This is a genomic window from Flavobacterium limicola (genome assembly GCF_003634755.1).
In the GTDB taxonomy this organism is placed as follows: domain Bacteria; phylum Bacteroidota; class Bacteroidia; order Flavobacteriales; family Flavobacteriaceae; genus Flavobacterium; species Flavobacterium limicola.
This window is the reverse complement of the sequence record NZ_RBXA01000003.1, coordinates 287,297-305,527: the sequence shown is the minus strand read 5'-3', so window position 1 is coordinate 305,527 and position 18,231 is coordinate 287,297. Positions and strand designations below refer to the sequence as shown.

Genomic DNA, 18,231 nt, shown 5'->3' with positions numbered 1-18,231 from the left:
TTATGATTTAACATTTGAATAAAAAAAAGTGCTACAATAAATAACACTTTTTTTAAACTAAATCAGTTTTTAGGCAACCATTTGTAGAGTATTTTTTCTAAATCAGATTGAATGATTGGTTTAGGCAGATAATCATCCATACCTGCTTCCAGGCATTTTTCCTTGTCACCAACCATTATTCCGGCAGTTATTGCAATTATTGGAATATTTTCAGAACCTTTTAGTTTTCTGATTTCGTTAGTTGCTTCATATCCGTTTTTATTTGGCATTTGAATATCCATCAAAACAACATCCGGTTGCTCTTTTTTATATTGTTCTATTGCTTCATTTCCATCTTTGGCTTCAAAAATAGTACAATTAGATATAATTCGTTTTACCAGTGTTTTTGCTAGGAACATATTAATTTTATTATCCTCAACGATTAAAACCTTTTTATAATTTAGTGCTTTAATCGAAATATCCGAATTTTCTTTAATTGCTTCAATACGTACTAGTTCTTTGTTTTTGATATGATTTGATTTTTCAAATTTAATTTCAAAGAAAAAATCACTTCCATCTCCATATTTACTAATTAATTGGATTTTACTATCCATCAAAGCTAATAACTGATTTGAAATAGACAAACCCAATCCTGTACCACCAAATTTTCTATTGGTTGAATTGTCTTCCTGAACAAATGAATTGAATATTTTTTCGTTGTTACCTGTTTTTATTCCAACTCCAGTATCTTTCACAGAAAACCTAATGGTTGACCATTTTTTTTGTATTGAAGTTATTTCATCAATATCCAAGCTTATTTCCCCAAAATTGGTAAATTTTATAGCGTTTCCTAATAAATTTACTATTATCTGTTTTAATCTATTAGAGTCCGTCAAAATATATTTTGGTACATTACTACTTATATTTAGAGATAATTTTATTTTTTTCTGAATAGCTTGATGTTTGAATAAATCAATAACCTGATTCGTTAGTTCAAAAAGATTGACCTCTTCAATGTCTAATTCTAGTTTACCGGATTCAATCTTAGAAAAATCCAATACATCATTTACAATATGCATTAACGTTTTTGCAGATTCATTAACAGTAGACATATATCCTAAAAGATTATCCTGTAGATTTGATTTCATCAATAAATGAGTAAAACCAATAATTCCGTTTAATGGAGTTCTAATCTCATGACTCATATTAGCCAGAAAATCAGTTTTAGCCTTATTGGCTGCTTCAGCCTGTTCTTTAGCTTTTATTAATTCCATTTCCATCAACTTTTGTTCCGTAATGTCAATAAAACTAATTACGATTTCATAAATCGCTCCACTAGGCTCAACATCTGGATAGCCATTAATTAAAAGCCAGACAATATCATTGGTGATGGGACGACTCACACCAATTGTAAAATTTTTAAGTGCTTTTTTTGTTGCAACAATTTGGTTTACAGGATATTTTTCAATGGACATAACAGAATTATCTTCATTTAAAAAACTCCAAGTAGGATCAAAGGCTGTAACCCCTTTCATTTGATCATCACTTAGACCCAATAATTCAGCTGCTTTTACATTATTTACTATAATGGATGTATCAGGAGCATGAACCACAATACCTGCATCCAGATTGTTTAATAAGCCACGGTATCGTTCCTCACTTTTCAGCAGCGCTAAATCCGATTCTTTTGCATCTGTAATATTACGGGAAAGACAAATGAAGTGAATATCATGATCTGTATTTTCCTGCATGGGTGCTATTGAAAGTTCAAACCAGTGTTTACCAGTAGGCAGTTGCAAGAAATATTGTTTTCCGTTTGAGAATCCTTTTTCAGAAGCTTCCCTAATTGCGGATAAACACAAATCTGCTACTTCAGGCGGCAATACTTCGGAAAACATTTTACCAAGAAATAAGTTAGTAGGCATCGCTAACAAGTCATCACGACGGGAATGGTAGTTATAAATTTTACCATTAATATCTACTTCAAACAGTAAATCAGGAATAGCCTCATGTATTGCCTCTAGTTTTTTGTGCATTTTTTTAAACTCTTCCTCTCTATTTTTACGTTCGCTTACATCCCTAGCGATAGCCACAATACGACCATCAGCAATCATTTTTGCAGTAATCTCAACTGCAATTGATGTCCCGTTACTATGCAACATATCACGCTCGATAAGTGTTTGCTCATCATTTAGCAATTCATTATGCAGTACAGGCTTTGTTTCCAGTTTTTCATCCGTATATAAATCTGTTACGTTTTTTGTACACAGTTCCTCTTTAGTATAGCCTAGCATAATGCATGCACTGTCATTTACCTCAAGTAAATGTCCTGAAATATCACTAATAAAAATAGCATCGGAGGCTTGTTCTATAAGACTTCTATATTTTTCTTCGCTATTAATCAGTTCTTCCTTAACATTCTTTAATTCGGTAATTTCTGTTAATGCTCCATTCAAACGTATTGCTTTTCCAAATTCATCCCTAGATATAAATCCTCTATCGTAAAATATACCATAACTCCCGTCCGCTTTTTGAAAACGAAATTCATCTGACCATAAATTTGTAGCGCCTGCATAAGAATCTTCTAATTTTTTTATAACTCTTTCTCTATCCTCTGGATGAATCTTAGATCGCCATATTGTAGTATTCTTAATTCCATTTGGTTCACTGCTGCCAAAACCCAAAAGATCAATAAATGCTTTGTTATTCCAACTTTCTCCTGTCAATAAATCCACTTCAAAAACAGCATCGTTAGTAGCCGCAGAAATCATTTCAAATCGTTCATTGGCTCTTTTTATTTTTTCCTCTGCTTTTTTTATATCAGTAAGATCAACTCCCATTCCCAACAGACATTTTCTTCCTTCATATTCTATTGCTAAAGAATTAATATAAAAAGGAATTTTATTTTTATTTTTGGTAAAGAATTCAACTTCAATACCAGATGATTTTCTTTCAAATACCGTTTCTATTCTTGTTTTGACTTTTTGTTTTTCTTCTCCATCAAAGAAGTCTAAGGGATTCATTTGACTAATTTCATCATAATCATACCCAGTTAGTTCTTCAAAATTTTTATTCCATTTTACAAATTTCCCTGATTTATCATAGAGATAAAAAACACCCGGCAAATTATTAATTATCGTTTCTGAAAGCTGTTTTTCTTTTAAAATTAAACGTTCAGTGATTTTACGTTCAGTGATATCTGTAACTGTTCCAATATAACCGATTGTCTCATTTTTAGAATTTTTTTCAGGAATAGCTTGTCCCATAACCCAAGCTATTGACCCATCAGTCCGAACAAAACGATATTCTGATATTGAGCTTTCCTGCTTATTGGAAGACTGTGTCCAATCGTTAAATAATGTGTTTTTATCCTCATCATGTACCGCTTTTAACCAACCATTTCCTAGTGCTTTTTCAAAAGATAATCCTGAAATTTCACACCAACGAGGATTAACATATGTAGTGAGGCCAGCTGCATCAGTGCGAAATATTCCAACTGGAGACACTTCAGCAAGTGTTTGGTAACGTTGTTCACTTTCAAAAACTTTTTCTTCTGATTTTTTACGCAAAGCTTCTTTTTCAAAAACCTTTAAAGCAAAAGCTACATCATCAGTTGCTTTTTCTAACAATGCAATTTCTTCCGCATCAAAAAAGTTTTTCTCATTGGCATAAAAACAAAAGATTCCAATTACCTTTTCTGATTTTTTTATTGGAAGTGCCATTAAAGACAGATATCCGCGTTCTAAAGCTTCCTCTTTCCATGGCAACATTATTAAATCACTTTCAATATCATTGCAAACAACATATTTCCCCTCTCTTATAGCAATTCCGCATGGACCTCTGCCCTCTGGAATATCTTCAATTGAAATTGTTTTAATTATGGAAAGATACCCACTATCTTCTCCAGCTTTCATTACAGGAACTAATTTTTTACTATCAAAGTCAATCATACCAATCCATGCCATTTTAAACTTTCCGAAGTCAACAGCTATAGTACATGCCTCTTTAAAAAGGGTTTTCTCATCAGTGGTACGAACAATCATCTGATTAATCTGGCTGATAAATAAATAGAGTCGATTCGCTTTAATCAGTTTTTGCTCTGCCTCTACTCGTTCAGTGATATCAGTAATAATTCCATGACAAATTACTGTTCCTCCTAATTCAACCACTGGCAAGGAATTAACATCATGCCATACCAATCCTTTTGCTGGATGTAGATATCGATATTGCGCTTTGAGAGGAATTAAATTTGATTTAGTGGCAATTATACTTTGTAATACATAATCTAGGTCATCAGGGTGAATCAATGAAAAAATGACATTAGCATCGTCTTTTATTTCTTCATAAGTAAAACCATAAATTTTCTGGATTGCATCGCTAGCGTAGGGATAACATAAAGAGCCATCTTTATTTTGACGCATTGAATATATTAAACCAGGAGAAGTCACTGCAATTTTAGCAAACTTATCTCTTTCTTCCTTTAAAGTTTCAATTACTTTTTTGGTCTCTGTTATATCTTTAACAAAACCTAGAAAACGATTTTCAGAAAGCCTTACTGCCTCAACAGACCACCATTTAACCTCCCCTTTCTTCTGAATAGTTTTAAATTCTTTTTTAGCAGTCCCTTTTTCTAAAAGAACTTGAAATTCTTTATATAATTCTACCTGAGATTCTTGAGATGACAACTTACCAAACTTCATTGTTAATAACTCTTTTCTTGAATATCCTGTTAATAGAGTTGCAGCATGGTTAACATCTATATAATTTCCTTTTTCATCCAAGACAAAAACTCCGTCAGGTGCTTTTTCTATGTAATTCTTAAACTTAGCGTTGCTTTCTTGTTCAATTAATTTCAATTTATAATTTACTACTGCAGCTTCTTGCTCATTTATTGATTCCTCAATTTGTTTTTTCTGAGTAATATCTTGTGTATTTCCTCTTAGTGCAAAAACATTTCCATTATTGTCCATCAATGGAATTACAATTCCATGTGTCCATTTTTTATTATTATCAGATAAAATAATATTGTGTTCTACTTCAAATTGATTTTTATGGATAATCGATTGATCCATTTTATTTAGAAAAATTGTTGCATCCTCTTTTGAAAAAAGATTTAAAAACTCCTCAAACAAATTCTGGTTCGGTTTCATATCGATTCCATAAATCGAATACAATTCCTTAGACCAAATCATTTTTTTATTTTTTAAATTAAATTCCCAACTTCCCATTTTCGCAATTTTTTGCGCATGGTTTAATAAGTTTTCACTTTCAATTAATTTTTCATAATTTTTATTAATCTCTGAAACATCTCTACCTATAGCATAAATATTTTCTTCTGAAATAGCGTTTGCAGTCCACTGAATAGTGACATATTCGCCATTCTTTTTTAGAAATCGATTCTCAAAATTAATTGTAGGGTTTTCTAAAGAGAGACTTCCAATCTCTTGCAATGATCTTTCAAGATCTTCAGTGTGTAAAAAAGGGACAAAAGATTTGTTTAATAATTCTTCTTTTGAATATCCTGATATTTCCAAAAAAGCGAGATTAATCTCTTTGAAAAAAGCATCTGTTCCAATTATACATACTAGATGATTAGACTCTTCAATAAAAAATTTGAAACTAGCTAATGACGCTTGTTTTTCTACTAATCGATTAATTTGTAATTCTTGATCTTTAGTTTTTCGAAGTAGATCGTCATAAGATAGCTCGGCTTTGTTCATACTCTTTGGATTCAAATAAGTGTTAAATATAATAAATAATACTTATAAAGTAAAAAACCTCAACATTAAGAATCGCATTGTAAAAATCTTGACAACATAATTTACAAGCCAATTATGTAACGATTTAACATCAAAATTACCATTTCTTTTATATTATAAACAACAAAAACCGAAACTTACATTTCGGTTTTTGTTGTTTATTATTCGTGTTAAATTAAACGCTTTTCACTATAGTTTTTCTTCACGACTCCAAAAACGGTGTTCTCCCATAGCTGCTATAAAAGATTTTGTAAAGTTCTTATCTTCTTTGTTTGCATTTAAAACAATTCCTTCTGCATCCTCTTTGGCATTCAGTACCGATTTGACATTCGTTTCATTAAAAATTGCAGCATCATCGGCGCCAATAACTTTACAATGTTTGAAAGCTTCATTTATAAACTCAATTACTTCTGGTTTTGAAGCTAGGAAGCCTATGTTTTTCCCACCGGGAATATAAACTGCATCAAATAAAACTGAGGCAGCAATCAGAAAACTTTGATCTACTTTCACTTCACTTCCATCGTTAGCTTTTATAGTTCCTAAATGCGGCGCTATAACTTTCATAGTCGCTCCTTCTTTATCTAATGCAGCTTTCATTGCATTAATAGCAGCCCTGTCAACTCCTTCCGAACATAAAAAAGCGACCTGACGAGTTGCAATCGTTTTAGATAACGTCTTATTTTTAAGCATACTTAACGCATCCGAAGACTTAACGCTTTGTTCTACTTTTTTAGGTTCATATTTATGTTTATCTGCATCCGCACCAACGCCATGATTCATTGGTTTTTCTGGACTTTTAGGAACTTTAAGTCCTAAGCCTTCGGCTACTTTCGTTGCCAAATTGGTATCTATTTGTGACAACAATCCCAGCATACGGATTTGTATTGCCTCGGTTTCCAGTTTACCCAATTCAAAACGCAACGCATTTATAATATGATTTTTTTCTATTTGCGTCTGACTGTTGAAAAATAAGGTAGCCTGACCAAAATGATCTGAAAAGCTCTCACTTCGATCACGTACTTTATGTGCATCTACACGTTCATTAAAACTGCTAAAACCACCTTCATCAATTTTTGCCTGAAAAGGACAGCCGCCGCCAAGAGAATTTGGGTGATAACTAACCCGACCCACATTTATTTCCTGACGCATGTGACCATCACGCTGATTATTGTGCATGGGCGCAATGGTTCTATTGATTGGAATTTCATGAAAATTCGGACTTCCTAAACGCGATAATTGTGTGTCCGTATAAGAGAATAAACGTCCTTGTAATAATGGATCATTTGTAAAATCGATTCCCGGAACGATATGCCCTGGATGAAAAGCTACTTGCTCCGTTTCAGCGAAAAAATTGTCAGGATTACGATTCAGAACCATTTTTCCAATAAGGGTTACGGGAACTAATTCTTCAGGAACCAGTTTGGTTGGGTCTAATAAATCGAAATCAAATTTATGTTCATCGGCTTCCGGAATCAACTGTACTCCTAATTCCCATTCCGGATAATTCCCGTTTTCGATTGCTTCCCACAAATCCTGACGGTGAAAATCAGAATTTTTTCCGGATATTTTCTGCGCTTCATCCCACACCACGGCATGTGTTCCTAATTTTGGTTTCCAATGGAACTTTACAAAATGCGATTCATTTTTGGTATTTATAAAACGAAAAGTATGTACTCCAAAACCTTCCATCATGCGCAAACTCCTTGGAATCGCCCTATCTGACATTACCCACATAATAGTGTGCATCGTTTCTGGCATCAAGGAAATAAAATCCCAAAAAGTATCGTGAGCAGAAGCCGCTTGCGGCATTTCATTGTTCGGTTCCGGTTTTACGGCATGGACTAAATCTGGAAATTTCATAGCGTCCTGAATAAAAAACACCGGCACATTATTTCCTACTAGATCATAATTGCCTTGCTCTGTGTAAAATTTAACTGCAAATCCTCTTATATCACGGGCTAAATCAGTGGAACCTCTCGAGCCTGCAACGGTAGAAAACCGAGTAAAAACCGGAGTTTTAAGGCTAGGATCCTGAAGAAATCCTGCTTTGGTATATTTTTCCATTGATTTATAAACCTGAAAATAACCATGCGCAGCAGAACCTCGTGCATGCACAATTCTTTCTGGAATTCTTTCATGGTCAAAATGCGTAATTTTTTCTCTTAAAATGAAATCTTCCAATAATGATGGTCCACGCTCGCCTGCTTTAAGGGAATTAGTATCATCATTGATTTTAAGTCCTTGATCTGTGGTCATCATTTGACCTGTAGCATCGGATTTATTGACTTCCAAATCCTGCTGTTTCCTATTTTCAGAATCCTGTTCCTGTTTTTTTACGTTTTTCATTTTAATAGTTTTAAAAGTTTCTACAGTTTTTTAATTCTTATAAATTTACACTTTTAAACAATGATTAATTTACACAATTCCAAGTAAAATTTGCAATTTTATTATTTTAATAAATTACAAGTAACTGAATTACATCCAATTAAAAAATTATTCTAAAAATTAAGAGTTTCACTTCCCAATCTATTTCAAAATAAATTTTAATACAAAGAGCTTAACTAACTTTAATTTTAAAGGAGATAAAAATTAGTCGAAAATTGAAGTACTGTTCTCTTATTGTTAGATATATGATCAAAAAAAAATTGTGGTATGTATTTTGACTATGAAGTGGGAGAAACAATTTAATTTTTCAAATAAACTATTTTTACTATTATAAACTACTGATTTACATTTATTTAAATCTACATCAAGGAATACTTTAAAAAATTTAACAAAAAATTAATTAACATTTGTATATACAACTATAAAATGCGTTACATTTGTACCAACAAATTACATATATACAAATATGAAAATTGAAGAAATTTTAAAATCGACTGTTCCAATGGATAATTCTAAAAAAATTATTCTGAACGTTTTGTATACACAAAATGTAATAACAGAAAATTTTAATGAAATATTAAAACCTTACGAAATTTCTGGAGAACAATACAATGTGCTTCGAATATTAAGAGGACAAAAAGGAAATCCGGCAAATATGTGGACCATTCAAGAGCGAATGCTAGCTAAAACAAGTAACACTACTCGATTAGTAGATAAATTGTTATTGAAAGAATTAGTCACTCGAAAAGTATGTCCTGAAAACAGACGAAAAATAGAAGTATTAATTACACAAAAAGGATTAGAAGTTTTAGCAGCATTAGATCCAAAAGTGGTTGCTCACGAGCAATTTTTTTCAAAAAATCTAAATTCAGAAGAAATAAACTTGTTAAATCAATTATTAGAGAAATATAGAAACCAATAAATAGTCAATACATTATGAGTACTTTTTTAGAAAATCAAAATTGGAGATACGCAACAAAAAAGTTTGATGCATCAAAAAAAATAACTGCCGAAGACTTAAGCACACTGAAAGAAGCGATTCGCTTGAGTGCATCTTCTTACGGATTACAACCGTACAAAATCATTATCGTTGAAAATGAAGCATTGAGAGCGCAACTTCAAGGTGCTGCTTATGGTCAATCACAAATTGTTGATGCTTCACACGTTATTGTTTTTGCAAATGAAATGAACTTTGGCGAAGAAGGAATCGTAAATTTTGGTAAAAACATGAGTGAAACAAGAGGAATTCCATTAGAAAGTATTCAAGGTTACGTTGAATATATGAAATCGAATATCACAGGTTTACCAGAAGAAACTAGAAACATCTGGTCTTCAAAACAAACGTATTTAGCATTAGGAAACTTATTAAACGTGGCAGCAGAGCTTAAAATTGATGCTACTCCGATGGAAGGTTTTGTTCCTGCTCAGGTTAATGAAATATTAGGTCTTGACAAATTAGGTCTAAATGCTACATTAATTGCAACTCTAGGTTACAGACACGATGAGGACCTTACACAACATTACAAAAAAGTCAGAAAATCAAACGAAGACTTATTCATCACATTATAAATTACTAATTCAAAATCAAATATTAATTCAAATCAAATTTAAACAAATGAAAAATTTCAAATCAATCGCATTAGCATTAGTAGTAGTTTTATCTACATTATCAGTAACAGCACAGACTAAAAAAATCAACACTGCTGGAAGTACCATCAACTGGACAGGAAAAAAAGTAACTGGACAACACGAAGGAACTATCAACCTAAAAGATGGTACTTTAGTTTTCAAAGGGAAAAAATTAGTTGGAGGTACATTCAATGTAAACATGAATTCAATCGTAGTTACTGACTTAAAAGCAGGTCAAGGTAAGGAAAAACTAGAAGGTCACTTGAAAGCAGATGACTTTTTTGGAACTGATAAATTTGCAACAGCAACTTTAGTTTTCAAAAAAATAGTTACTAAAGCACCTAATGCATATACTGTAACAGGAGATTTAACTATTAAAGATATCACTAAACCAGTTACTTTTGATTTAACTACAACAGCTAATACAGCGACTACTAATGTAAAAATTGACCGAACAAAATACGATATTAAATATGGTTCTGGAAGTTTCTTTGACAGCTTAGGAGACAAAGCAATCTCTGACGATTTCAATTTAGCTGTAGCCTTGAAATTCTAATTTCATATCAGAAATACTATTTTAAAACCGTAACAAGCAATTGCTACAACTTTAAATCATTTAAAAATCAAGCCCTTGTGTAAAGCAAGGGCTTTTTTTATTTAAAATTTAATGTAAAACAATAGAATGAATTTGGTTTAGTAAAAGTAAACTTTTAGATTTTAAATCTTGAATTTAGTAGTGATATCAAAAATTTACATAATAAATCCGATAGTAACATATCGTTAATATTCAATGCTTATTCAGTTAACACAATCTGGTTAATTTTGAAAAATAAACAAATGATAAAACTCATAAAAATGAATAACATGTTTTTTGTTACCCAAAAAACGTAATGTAAATCCTTTTAAACAAATCTCATTCTAATATTTCATTAACAAAATTTAATTATGAAAAAAATAATACTTATTCCAATACTCTGTTTGATAAATAGCATAGCAATAAATGCCCAACAAATAAAAGGCATTATTGGTGACACTAATTGGATGGGTAATTGGACTAATTTTAAACCTACAACAGCAGAGTACCCGGAAACTACAAATATTTTGACTGGCATAATTGATAGCGACCTTACACTATATAAAAAAAACACATACAGATTAATAGGTATTGTATACATTACAAATAATGCTGTCTTAACCATCGAACCAGGAACTGTGATACGTGGCGATGTAGAAACATGTGGCACTCTGGTAATATCAAAAGGTTCTAAAATAATGGCCGAAGGTGATCAAACAGACCCGATTGTTTTCACTTCCAATAGAGAAATTTATGCCAGAAAACCAGGAGATTGGGGAGGTATTATAATAATGGGAGAAGCTCCAATTAATAAAATTGGTGGAGTCGGATTTTTGGACTTTAATTTAGACCCAATGGCAAAACATTATGGAGGACAAAATCAGGATAGCAATTCCGGTATTTTAAAATATGTACGTATCGAATTCTCCGGAAGAAAACTGAATGCTCTGAAAGAACTTAATGGTTTATCATTAGCAGGTGTTGGTCGAAAAACTAAATTTAATTTTATTCAAATTAGTTATTCCAATGATGATTCTTATGAGTGTTATGGTGGGGATGTGAATTTTGATAATATTATTTCATTTAGAGCGACTGATGATGATTTTGATTTTACTCAAGGTGCACAATGCAATATTAGCAATAGTCTTGCCATTCGTTATCCGTTTTCATCCGATGTTTCTGGTTCAAGATGCTTTGAAATTGACTCTTTTGATAAAATTGAAAATGCAGATGTAACCAAAAAACTGACCAAAATAACTGCTACAAATATTACTTTGGCAAATTTAGAAGAAAACAATCAAGGGTTAGTTCGAGAAGCCATTTACATTAAAGACAAAAGTTATTTTAGTTTAAATAACAGTGTTGTTTCCGGATTTAAAAACTGCATTTTATTAGATGGTAATATAGCTAATATTTCAGCTAATTTAGCTAAAATTAATTTACAAACTGTGCTCATTAATAACTGTGATGGAGGTATTCAAAGCGAAATACCTACTAATGATCCGGAAATAAAAAATTGGTATAGCAATGAATCCTTTTCTATTGAATACTCTAAGACAAGTCATTCGGCACTATTTAAAGAGCCTAGCCCTAAAAAAACCTTTGATTTTAGGCTAAAAGTTGACCCCATAGTAGTCAGTGGCAATTAAAGTCTAAAGTGATTTCAAATTTTAAATGACCGAATTACCATATTTTATTAATCGTAACATTCAGTATAGCTTCATTTTTTAAACCTTACTATGATTTTTTCAGGTTTGATTTTTTATAAATTCAAACCTATAGATTTATTTAACAAAAAACATCTAATTTTATTTTTTTTTAACGCATTATATTTTTGAATAATCGAATTTCATTTCTATATTTGTTGCAACAAAATAAAACATGAAAACAATTTTAAACAATACTTGGTGGTGGAACAATTTACGTCAGTCGTCGTGAACAAAGCTTCCTATAGTATTATTAAACTATAAAAATTAAAGGCTTGTCATCACGACAGGCCTTTTTTTTGTGTTCATTTTACTTTAACAGACAACATTAAAAACATAAAAATTGAAATCATTTAACTTAAATACAAATTACAAGCAAATCCTTGCCGATACCATTACCCCGGTGAGTGTTTACTTTAAAATCAGAGATAAATTCCCAAATAGCTTATTGCTGGAAAGCAGCGATTATCATGGAAGCGATAATAGTTTTTCTTATATTTGTTGCAATCCTATTGCTTCTATAAAAATAGAAAACGAAATAATTTACAAGACATTTCCTGATGGCAGTACTGAAAAAATAACCATTGATGCTACTACTGATATTCCAGCAGTTATTCAAGAGTTTTCAGGTCAATTTAAATCAGAGAAAAACGATTTCAAATTCATCAATAATGGACTTTTTGGATATATTTCGTATGATGCGGTTCGGTATTTTGAAAAAGTAAACATTGCCAAAAAAGAAAACAGCAATACCATTCCTGATGTGTATTATGCCGTGTACCAAAATATCATTGCCATCAATCATTTCAAAAATGAAGCCTATATTTTCTGTCACAGTTTAGACGGAAGAAACAACATTTCAGAAATCGAACAATTATTACAATCTAGAAATATAGCTTCCTATAAATTTTCGAAAGAAGGAGAAGGTTTTTCTAATCTGACGGACGAAGAATTTAAGCATAATGTGGCTTTGGCCAAAAAGCATTGTTTTAGAGGTGACGTGTTCCAATTGGTTTTATCCCGCAGGTTTACCCAAGGCTTCAAAGGCGATGAATTCAATGTCTACAGAGCGTTAAGAAGTATTAATCCTTCGCCGTATTTATTCTTTTTTGATTATGGCGATTTCAAAATATTTGGTTCTTCACCCGAAGCACAAATTATAGTAAAAGACCGTAAAGCTGAAATTCATCCAATCGCAGGAACTTTCAAAAGAACGGGAGATGATGAAAAAGATGCCATTCTTGCAAAAGAACTATCCATTGATAAAAAAGAAAACAGTGAACATGTGATGTTGGTCGATTTAGCCAGAAATGATTTAAGCAGAAACGGTCATAATGTAAATGTAGAAAAATACAGAGAAGTGCAATTCTTCTCTCATGTCATTCACTTGGTTTCAAAAGTAACGGGACATTTGCATGAAAATGCAACAACAATGCAAGTGGTTGCCGATACTTTTCCGGCAGGAACATTGAGCGGCGCACCCAAACACAGAGCCATGCAACTGATTGAGGATTATGAAAAAACAAATCGTAATTTTTATGGAGGCGCCATTGGCTTTATGGATTTTGAAGGTAACTTTAATCATGCGATAATGATTCGGACATTTCTAAGTAAAAATCACCAATTGCATTCTCAGGCAGGAGCCGGAATTGTAGCTAGTTCAGATGAAGAAAGCGAAATGCAGGAAGTGTATAATAAGTTGAGAGCTTTGAATGCGGCGTTGGATTTAGCGGAGACAATTTAGAAAAAGACGAAAGAGACAAGACGAAAGATAAAAAAATGAAAAAAATACTAGTTATAGACAATTACGATAGTTTCACTTATAATTTGGTGCACTATCTCGAAGATTTAGATTGTGAAGTAATCGTTTACAGAAACGATGAATTTGATATTGATGAAATTGCCGTTTTCGATAAAATTCTTCTTTCTCCTGGACCTGGAATCCCGGATGAAGCAGGATTATTGAAAGACGTGATTCGGAAATACGGTGCAACCAAAAGCATTTTCGGTGTGTGCTTAGGACAGCAAGCGATTGGTGAAGTTTACGGAGGAACGCTTTCCAATTTAGACAAAGTGTATCACGGTGTGGCTACCAATGTAAAAACAGTAGTCGATGATGAACTTTTATTTGAAGGATTAGGAAATGAATTTGAAGTGGGTCGTTATCACTCTTGGGTAGTAGATGCTAATTTACCTGATGTTCTTGAAGCAACTTCATTTGACGAAAACGGACAAGTTATGTCCTTACGCCACAAAACGTACGATGTGCGCGGTGTACAATTTCATCCAGAAAGTGTGTTAACTCCAAACGGGAAAAAGATATTAGAAAACTGGGTGAAGAGTTAGTATTCAGTAAATAGTAAAAACTTAGTTTCTCAGTAGCTTTGAAACTTAGGACCATTTAAAAAAAATGAAAAATATATTAAACAGATTAATCAATCACGAAATGCTTTCGAAAGAAGAGGCAAAAAACGTATTGGTTAATATATCGAACGGAAGTTACAACACCAGCCAAATTGCCTCTTTTCTTACCGTTTACATGATGCGTAGCATTAGCATTGATGAGCTTGCAGGTTTTCGTGAAGCGTTGTTAGAATTGTGCATTCGTGTGGATTTATCCGCTTACAATACCATCGATTTGTGTGGAACCGGCGGTGATGGAAAAGATACTTTCAATATTTCAACCTTGGCTTCATTTGTAGCTGCCGGAGCAGGAATAAAAGTAGCGAAACACGGAAATTACGGAGTTTCCTCTATTTCGGGTTCGAGTAACGTGATGGAAAAAATGGGAATCAAGTTTAGTAATGATGCTGATTTCTTGGAGAGATGTATCGACAAAGCAGGGATTTGTGTTTTACATGCTCCTCTTTTTCACCCTGCTATGAAAAACGTAGGACCAATTCGAAAAGAATTGGCTGTAAAAACATTTTTCAATATGTTGGGACCAATGGTAAACCCTTCGTTTCCAAAAAATCAGTTGGTCGGGGTTTTCAATTTAGAACTAGCCAGAATGTATGCCTATTTGTACCAAAATACGAATACTAATTTCACCATCCTTCATTCGCTTGACGGTTATGATGAAGTTTCATTGACAGGACCTACAAAAACGATTACGAGTTCCATGGAAGGAATGCTAAATCCAGAAGATTTTGGTGTTCGACTTTTATTGCAAAGCGAAATTGAAGGCGGGACCACCATCGAAGAATCTGCACAAATGTTTACCGATATTATTTCGGGAAAAGGAACCGAAGCCCAAAATAATGTGGTTTGTGCCAATGCGGCAATGGCAATTGCAACCGTTAAAAAATGTTCTCCTTTAGAAGGATTTCAAATAGCGAAAGAAAGTTTATTTTCCGGTAAAGGACTTGTAGCTTTGAAAAAATTAAAAGAGTTAAGCAAATAAAAATAGTTTGAAGTTCAAGGTTTAAAGTTGTTGGAATTTCGAACAACTTTAAACTTGAAACAAAGAAAACTTGAAAAAAAAAAATAAATGAATATTTTAGATAAAATCATAGTTGACAAAAAAAGAGAAGTCATCCTCAAGAAATCCATTATTCCTGTTTCACAATTGGAAGCTTCAGTTTTCTTCGAAAAAAAGACTATTTCTTTGAGCGATAATTTAAGAAACAGCACATCAGGAATTATTGCGGAGCACAAACGCCGTTCGCCTTCCAAAGCCGAAATCAATTACAACTTTACGGTGGAAGAAGTTACCAAAGGATATGAAACAGCTGGTGCTTGCGGTATTTCGGTATTGACAGATGGAAAATATTTTGGTGGTTCATTAGACGACTTGCTTTTGGCAAGAGCCACTGTAAACATTCCATTATTGAGAAAAGAATTCATTGTAGATGAATACCAAATATTAGAAGCAAAAGCCCACGGAGCCGATTTAATTTTGCTTATCGCAGCGGTTTTGACAAGAGAGGAAATCAAATCCTTATCGGAATTTTCTAAAAATTTAGGGTTAGAAGTTTTACTGGAAGTGCACAATCAGGAAGAACTGGAAAAATCGATAATGCCAACATTGGACATGATTGGTGTTAACAATAGAAACCTAAAAACATTTGAAGTAAGTTTGGATTTCAGCAAGCAATTGGCAGCGCAAATCCCAGATGATTTTGTAAAAGTTTCTGAAAGCGGGATTTCATCTATTGAAGCCATCAACGAACTAAAACCTTTTGGTTACAAAGGATTTTTAATTGGAGAAAACTTTATGAAAACGGATAATGCCGGTAAAGCAGCAGCGGAATTTATATCAAAACTATAAACATGAAACTCAAAATCTGTGGCATGAAATATCCCGATAATATACTCGAAGTGGGCACGCTCCTACCCGATTATATGGGAATTATATTCTGGGAGAAATCGGCACGCTATTTTGACGGTGTGATTCCACAATTACCTAAATCAATCAAGAAAGTAGGCGTTTTTGTCAATGAAACTGGAGAAGTAATTTTGGCGAAAGTCCAAAAATACGATTTACAAGCTATTCAATTACACGGACAGGAATCGGTTGAGTTTTGTCAGGATTTAAAAAATAAAATAGATAATACAATTGAAGTTATAAAAGTATTCTCGGTAGATGATTCTTTTGATTTTGAGGTATTAAAACCGTTTGAAACCGTTTGTGACTATTTCCTTTTTGATACCAAAGGAAAATTACCAGGCGGCAACGGAACCACGTTTGACTGGAAAGTATTAGAAATGTATCCTTCTAGCAAACCGTTTTTTCTGAGCGGCGGAATCGGAATAGACGAAATAGAAGCAGTAAAAGAAATAGCAAAAACCAATTTACCGCTGTATGCCATTGATGTAAACAGTAAATTTGAAATAGAACCGGGATTAAAAAACACAGAAAAATTAAATAGTTTCAAGGATAACTTGGAAACTTTAAACTTATAAACTTTAAACAAAATGAGTTACAACGTCAACGAAAAAGGCTATTACGGAGAATTTGGAGGCGCCTTCATTCCTGAAATGTTATATCCAAATGTGGAAGAATTACGTCAAAATTATTTAAAAATTACGGCTGAACCAGAATTTCAGGCTGAATTTGACGCTTTGCTAAAAGAATATGTAGGTCGTCCTACACCGCTTTATTTTGCCAAGCGATTATCAGAGCAATACAACACTAAAATCTACCTGAAGAGAGAAGATTTATGTCACACTGGCGCGCACAAGGTGAACAACACGATTGGGCAAATTTTGTTAGCCAAACGTTTGGGCAAAAAACGAATCATTGCTGAAACCGGTGCCGGTCAACATGGCGTAGCAACAGCTACAGTTTGTGCGTTAATGGGACTGGAATGCATCGTGTACATGGGTGAAGTCGACATCAAACGTCAGGCGCCAAATGTGGCTCGAATGAAAATGTTGGGTGCCGAAGTTCGTCCGGCAATGTCAGGTTCAAAAACCTTAAAAGACGCCACTAACGAAGCCATTCGCGATTGGATTAACAATCCCGTTGACACCTATTATATCATTGGATCTGTCGTAGGACCGCATCCTTATCCGGATATGGTGGCGCGTTTTCAAAGTGTTATTTCTAAGGAAATTAAAGAACAATTATTGGAAAAAGAAGGTCGTGAAAACCCTGATTATGTGATTGCCTGCGTAGGTGGCGGAAGCAATGCTGCCGGAACGTACTATCATTTTCTGGACAATGAGGATGTGAATATTATCGCCGTCGAAGCAGCAGGTTTGGGAGTTGATTCCGGCGAAAGTGCCGCAACTTCTGCCTTAGGAAAAGTGGGTGTTATTCACGGTAGTAAAACATTGTTGATGCAAACAACGGATGGCCAAATCACTGAGCCGTATTCCATTTCAGCAGGACTGGATTATCCGGGAGTTGGTCCTATGCACGCCAATTTATTCACCACCGGAAGAGCGCAATTCATCTCCATTACTGATGATCAAGCGATGCAATGGGGAATCAAATTATCTCAAATGGAAGGACTAATTCCTGCCATTGAAAGTGCGCATGCCTTTGCCGTTTTGGACGAAATGAAATTCAAACCGGAAGACGTGGTAGTCATCAATCTTTCCGGTCGCGGCGATAAAGATTTGAATACTTATATCGATTATTTTAAATTATAAGTTGGGTTTATCCCGTCCTGAAGTGTCGGGATATTTCTGGGCGTTCCCTCGCTTTCACTAGCGTTATAGCGAGGTCAGGCTTTCCGTTACAATCTTTTTT

Annotated in this window: 12 protein-coding genes; 10 read left to right on the top strand and 2 right to left on the bottom strand. The window is 33.4% G+C overall.

Annotation, left to right across the window (positions count from 1 at the left end):
* Positions 1-62: 62 nt before the first annotated feature.
* A complete protein-coding gene (locus BC952_RS11360) occupies positions 63-5,699 on the bottom strand; it encodes a PAS domain S-box protein (protein WP_121365765.1) in 5,637 nt (1,878 codons plus the stop codon).
* Positions 5,700-5,927: 228 nt separating this feature from the next.
* On the bottom strand, positions 5,928-8,084 hold the full coding sequence (locus tag BC952_RS11355; RefSeq protein ID WP_121365764.1) for a catalase: 2,157 nt from the start codon (positions 8,082-8,084) through the stop codon (positions 5,928-5,930).
* 505 nt (positions 8,085-8,589) lie between these two features.
* Here BC952_RS11355 and BC952_RS11350 point away from each other — a divergent pair.
* The 10 genes from BC952_RS11350 to trpB all read left to right on the top strand — a co-directional run bounded on the left by BC952_RS11350 (position 8,590) and on the right by trpB (position 18,131).
* Entirely contained in the window at positions 8,590-9,045 is a 456-nt protein-coding gene (locus tag BC952_RS11350; protein WP_121365763.1) for a MarR family winged helix-turn-helix transcriptional regulator, read from the top strand.
* Positions 9,046-9,059: 14 nt separating this feature from the next.
* Complete coding sequence (locus BC952_RS11345; RefSeq protein ID WP_121365762.1) at positions 9,060-9,692, top strand: NAD(P)H-dependent oxidoreductase; 633 nt, start codon at positions 9,060-9,062, stop codon at positions 9,690-9,692.
* Between the two features lie 46 nt (positions 9,693-9,738).
* Entirely contained in the window at positions 9,739-10,308 is a 570-nt protein-coding gene (locus BC952_RS11340; RefSeq protein WP_121365761.1) for a YceI family protein, read from the top strand.
* A gap of 389 nt (positions 10,309-10,697) precedes the next feature.
* Positions 10,698-11,975, top strand: coding sequence for a hypothetical protein (locus tag BC952_RS11335; protein ID WP_121365760.1), 1,278 nt, complete (start codon positions 10,698-10,700; stop codon positions 11,973-11,975).
* 400 nt (positions 11,976-12,375) lie between these two features.
* A complete protein-coding gene (locus BC952_RS11330) occupies positions 12,376-13,776 on the top strand; it encodes an anthranilate synthase component I family protein (protein WP_121365759.1) in 1,401 nt (466 codons plus the stop codon).
* A gap of 35 nt (positions 13,777-13,811) precedes the next feature.
* Complete coding sequence (locus BC952_RS11325) at positions 13,812-14,378, top strand: anthranilate synthase component II (RefSeq protein WP_121365758.1); 567 nt, start codon at positions 13,812-13,814, stop codon at positions 14,376-14,378.
* 64 nt (positions 14,379-14,442) lie between these two features.
* Positions 14,443-15,435 (top strand): anthranilate phosphoribosyltransferase, encoded by a 993-nt coding sequence (gene trpD, locus BC952_RS11320; RefSeq protein ID WP_121365757.1) that lies wholly within the window; start codon positions 14,443-14,445, stop codon positions 15,433-15,435.
* A gap of 87 nt (positions 15,436-15,522) precedes the next feature.
* On the top strand, positions 15,523-16,302 hold the full coding sequence (trpC, locus tag BC952_RS11315) for an indole-3-glycerol phosphate synthase TrpC (RefSeq protein WP_121365756.1): 780 nt from the start codon (positions 15,523-15,525) through the stop codon (positions 16,300-16,302).
* A 2-nt stretch (positions 16,303-16,304) separates the two neighbouring features.
* The gene (locus BC952_RS11310; protein WP_121365755.1) at positions 16,305-16,937 is read left to right on the top strand and encodes a phosphoribosylanthranilate isomerase; all 633 of its coding nucleotides are present in this window, start codon (positions 16,305-16,307) and stop codon (positions 16,935-16,937) included.
* A gap of 12 nt (positions 16,938-16,949) precedes the next feature.
* Positions 16,950-18,131, top strand: coding sequence for a tryptophan synthase subunit beta (trpB, locus tag BC952_RS11305; RefSeq protein WP_121365754.1), 1,182 nt, complete (start codon positions 16,950-16,952; stop codon positions 18,129-18,131).
* The last annotated feature ends 100 nt before the right edge of the window (positions 18,132-18,231 follow it).

Bases quoted from the DNA above. Each gene is read 5' to 3' on its own strand.
- BC952_RS11360 (WP_121365765.1), bottom strand. From the start codon at position 5,699: ATGAACAAAGCCGAGCTATCTTATGACGATCTACTTCGAAAAACTAAA.
- BC952_RS11355 (WP_121365764.1), bottom strand. From the start codon at position 8,084: ATGAAAAACGTAAAAAAACAGGAACAGGATTCTGAAAATAGGAAACAG.
- BC952_RS11350 (WP_121365763.1), top strand. From the start codon at position 8,590: ATGAAAATTGAAGAAATTTTAAAATCGACTGTTCCAATGGATAATTCT.
- BC952_RS11345 (WP_121365762.1), top strand. From the start codon at position 9,060: ATGAGTACTTTTTTAGAAAATCAAAATTGGAGATACGCAACAAAAAAG.
- BC952_RS11340 (WP_121365761.1), top strand. From the start codon at position 9,739: ATGAAAAATTTCAAATCAATCGCATTAGCATTAGTAGTAGTTTTATCT.
- BC952_RS11335 (WP_121365760.1), top strand. From the start codon at position 10,698: ATGAAAAAAATAATACTTATTCCAATACTCTGTTTGATAAATAGCATA.
- BC952_RS11325 (WP_121365758.1), top strand. From the start codon at position 13,812: ATGAAAAAAATACTAGTTATAGACAATTACGATAGTTTCACTTATAAT.
- trpD (WP_121365757.1), top strand. From the start codon at position 14,443: ATGAAAAATATATTAAACAGATTAATCAATCACGAAATGCTTTCGAAA.
- trpC (WP_121365756.1), top strand. From the start codon at position 15,523: ATGAATATTTTAGATAAAATCATAGTTGACAAAAAAAGAGAAGTCATC.
- BC952_RS11310 (WP_121365755.1), top strand. From the start codon at position 16,305: ATGAAACTCAAAATCTGTGGCATGAAATATCCCGATAATATACTCGAA.
- trpB (WP_121365754.1), top strand. From the start codon at position 16,950: ATGAGTTACAACGTCAACGAAAAAGGCTATTACGGAGAATTTGGAGGC.